The organism is Mesorhizobium sp. M1088 (assembly GCF_040318575.1).
GTDB lineage: Bacteria > Pseudomonadota > Alphaproteobacteria > Rhizobiales > Rhizobiaceae > Mesorhizobium.
Map to the genome: position 1 here is coordinate 1 of NZ_JAMYMO010000096.1, position 2970 is coordinate 2970.

The window sequence follows — 2970 nt, forward strand, 5'->3', positions numbered from 1 at the left end:
GCCGATTTGGCGCGCAATACTCCGCATCGCATCCACGACGACAACCAGGAATCGCTGTTTTCCGCCATTTGAAAAGGAGGTGCATAATGAATCGGTCTTCGCGCTCAACCGCAAGAATGCGCTCTTCGCAGGCTCCGACGGCGGCGCCGAACACTGGGCCGTTGTCGCCTCGCTGATTGAAACCTGCAAGCTCAACGGCGTTGAGCCGCTGGGCTATCTCGACGATGTCCTCACCAGGATCGTCAACGGCCACCCTAACAGCCAGATCGACGATCTCCTGCCCTGGGCCTACATCAACAAGCTCGAGCTCAAAGCCGTGGCCTGAGAACAGCGCTCTGATGTCCGCTGTCAAGGTTTGGAACGCAGGAGGTCGCCCGATCCGAGGAACGGCTGCTCATTCTGATGATCGCGCATGGGTGGAGGCGGAACTGAAGGACGTCGGTGATCAAGCTCTGATGCGCGGGTTGGCTACCGCATTCCCGATTGTGCGTCCGGGGCTGTTCCTATCTTACTGCGGGCGTCGGCGGTTCGCCGGCCACAAAGCGTCTGACGGGCATTCCCCTGCCGTGGTCCCGCCTCCGCCCATGCGCGAGATGTGCGCCGTCGCGGCGAGCGATCAGGTGATGCGCGCCTCCCTTGCGACTGCCCACATGAAGCCGACCAGTTCACGGGCGATAGCAGTGCAGACGACCGTTGTCCGTTTGCCCCGAGCGCTCAGCATGCGGTAGCGGGCTGTCAGGCGGGACTGCGCCTTCCAGGCGATCTCATGCACCTTCGGTGGCGCCTGCTCCAATCGGTATAGCTTCGCCTTCCCGACCTTGGGCGGATGTCGATAGGTCCAGGCGCTCTCGACCAACATGTGGCGAACCCGACCGTTGCCTGCCTTTGTGATGCCGCCGCGCCGGACTGTCTCCCCGGTTGAGCGCTCGCCGGGAACCAGACCGAGATATCCCATGAGCTGGCGTGGGCTTTCGAACCGGCTGACGTCGCCGACTTCGGTGACGAACGTCACGGCGACAATCAGGTCTACCCCACGCAATGTCTGAAGCGCCCACACGATCGGTGCCAGCGACCAGGCCGGGACGAACTCTTCGATCACACGCTCCAGCCGCTCGACCCGCTCCTTCGAGACGCGCACCGCCTCGACCATCTCCTGGAGTGCGATCTGATGCGCGGGATGATCGAACCGCTGTTCCTGAAGCCAGCGTAGATAGCGCATCGTCCAGCTCTTCTTTCGCGGATAGCTACGGCGTAAGCGAGGTCTGCCGGCCGCCTTGCACGCCGGGTCTTCGCCGGGATGATTGCCGCTCTTTGAACGGGGTGGCCGGTGTCGAGCAAGATCGAGGATTCAGCGAGCAGCGCATCGAGCTCTCATATAAGTAATCGTATGAGTAGTCGGATGGAGGTCGTTGCCCGGGTGTCCGGTCGGCGGCGCTGGACGGTGGAACAAAAGCTGGTCGTGCTGCGGGATGCATTCGGCCCCGACGGTTGCGTGCGGACGGCCTGTGAGCGCCACGACGTCGGCAGCGGCTCGATCTATACCTGGCGGCGGCAAGCGATGTCCGGTGAGCTTGCCGGGGTTCGCAAGCTGGCCGAGCCAGCCTTCGCCGAGGTCCACATCAGCGAGCCGCCCGCGTTGCCTGCTCCCATTGCACCGTTGGTCCCCGGCTTGATCGGGATCGAGCTGCCTTCGGGGATCAGGGTGACCGTGGACGCCACGGTCGATGCCGATGCCCTGTCGCGGGTGATCGGCGCGCTGGCACGATGATCCCGCTGCCGCCATCGACGCGGATATTCCTGGCTTGCGGCGCGACGGACATGCGCAAGGGTTTCGACGGCCTTGCTGTGATGACGCAGCAGGTTCTGGAGCAGAGCCCGCATTCCGGTGCGCTGTTCGCTTTCATCCGGCAGCCGTCGATCGGCCATCGCCGGTTCGGGCGCTTCCCGCCCATCTGCCGCGCGAGGAACAGCGGATCGAGCCTGAGCAGGGCAACTGCACTTGTCCCGACTGTGGCGGCGCGCTGCGGCCAGGCGCAAGCGCCCGTGAAGGCGATTGCCCGGGGCAAGGCGACCTTCGGCACGCTGGCCCATGTCGTCGTCTCCAAGTTCGACCATCATCTGCCGCTGTACCGTCAGGCCGAGATCATGGCTGCGCAGGGCATCGAGATCGACCGATCGACGCTGGCACGCTGGGTCGGCCAGGCATCTGTCTTGCTCGATCCGATCATCAGCCGCATCCGCGAGGTCGGGCTGACAGCCTCGAAGATCCATACCGACGGTACGCCGGTCCCCATGCTCGATCCGGGACGTGGCAAGACGGCAACCGGCAGGCTTTGGGCCTATGCGGTCGATGATCGGGGCTCTGGTGCCACGACGCCGCCACTGGTCTGGTACGAGTTCACCACCGACCGGACCGGCGCACATCTCCAACGGCAGCTGGCCAGCTTCACCGGCTATCTCCAGGCCGATGGCTATGCCGGATATGACAAGCTCTACGACACCAACCGTGTCACCGAGGTCGCGTGCTGGGCACATTTTCGCCGGAAGCTATTCGATATCCACGCCACCAAGCCGACACCGCTGACCACAGACCTGCTGGAGCGCATTGGCCAACTTTATGAGATCGAGGCCGAGGTTCGCGGCCAGCAACCCGATGTCCGGCGACGAAGTCGGCAGGACCGCACTTTGCCATTGATCCAGGAATTCAGCAGGCTCTCGACGATGCCCTGCGGCGCCTCTCGCCCAAATCCGAGATGGCCAAGGCGATTGCATATGGCCACAAACGCTGGATCTCGCTGACACGTTTCCTTGCTGATGGCCGCCTGGAGATCGACAACAACATTGCCGAACGCGCCATGCGCTGTGTGGCGAAGACCGATTCATTATGCACCTCCTTTTCAAATGGCGGAAAACAGCGATTCCTGGTTGTCGTCGTGGATGCGATGCGGAGTATTGCGCGCCAAATCGGCC

Annotated in this window: 4 protein-coding genes and 1 pseudogene; 4 read left to right on the forward strand and 1 reads right to left on the reverse strand. The window is 63.3% G+C overall.

The window, feature by feature from the left end; all coding sequences use genetic code 11:
* Positions 1-325, forward strand: a 325-nt coding sequence (locus NKH49_RS34490; protein WP_502907995.1) for a transposase domain-containing protein, incomplete at its 5' end; no start/stop codon positions are given.
* 291 nt (positions 326-616) lie between these two features.
* Here NKH49_RS34490 and NKH49_RS34495 read toward each other — a convergent pair.
* Positions 617-1249: pseudogene (locus NKH49_RS34495) on the reverse strand (IS110 family RNA-guided transposase); the annotation flags it as partial.
* Between the two features lie 150 nt (positions 1250-1399).
* Between NKH49_RS34495 and tnpA the strand changes: the two are divergent.
* The 3 genes from tnpA to NKH49_RS34510 form a co-directional block, all read left to right on the forward strand.
* A complete protein-coding gene (tnpA, locus tag NKH49_RS34500) occupies positions 1400-1768 on the forward strand; it encodes an IS66-like element accessory protein TnpA (RefSeq protein ID WP_352614506.1) in 369 nt (122 codons plus the stop codon).
* Entirely contained in the window at positions 1765-2799 is a 1035-nt protein-coding gene (gene tnpC / locus NKH49_RS34505; RefSeq protein ID WP_352930120.1) for an IS66 family transposase, read from the forward strand. The genes tnpA and tnpC overlap by 4 nt, the downstream gene beginning before the upstream one ends.
* Positions 2754-2970, forward strand: a 217-nt coding sequence (locus tag NKH49_RS34510; RefSeq protein WP_352930123.1) for an IS66 family transposase, incomplete at its 3' end; no start/stop codon positions are given. The genes tnpC and NKH49_RS34510, both read left to right, overlap by 46 nt.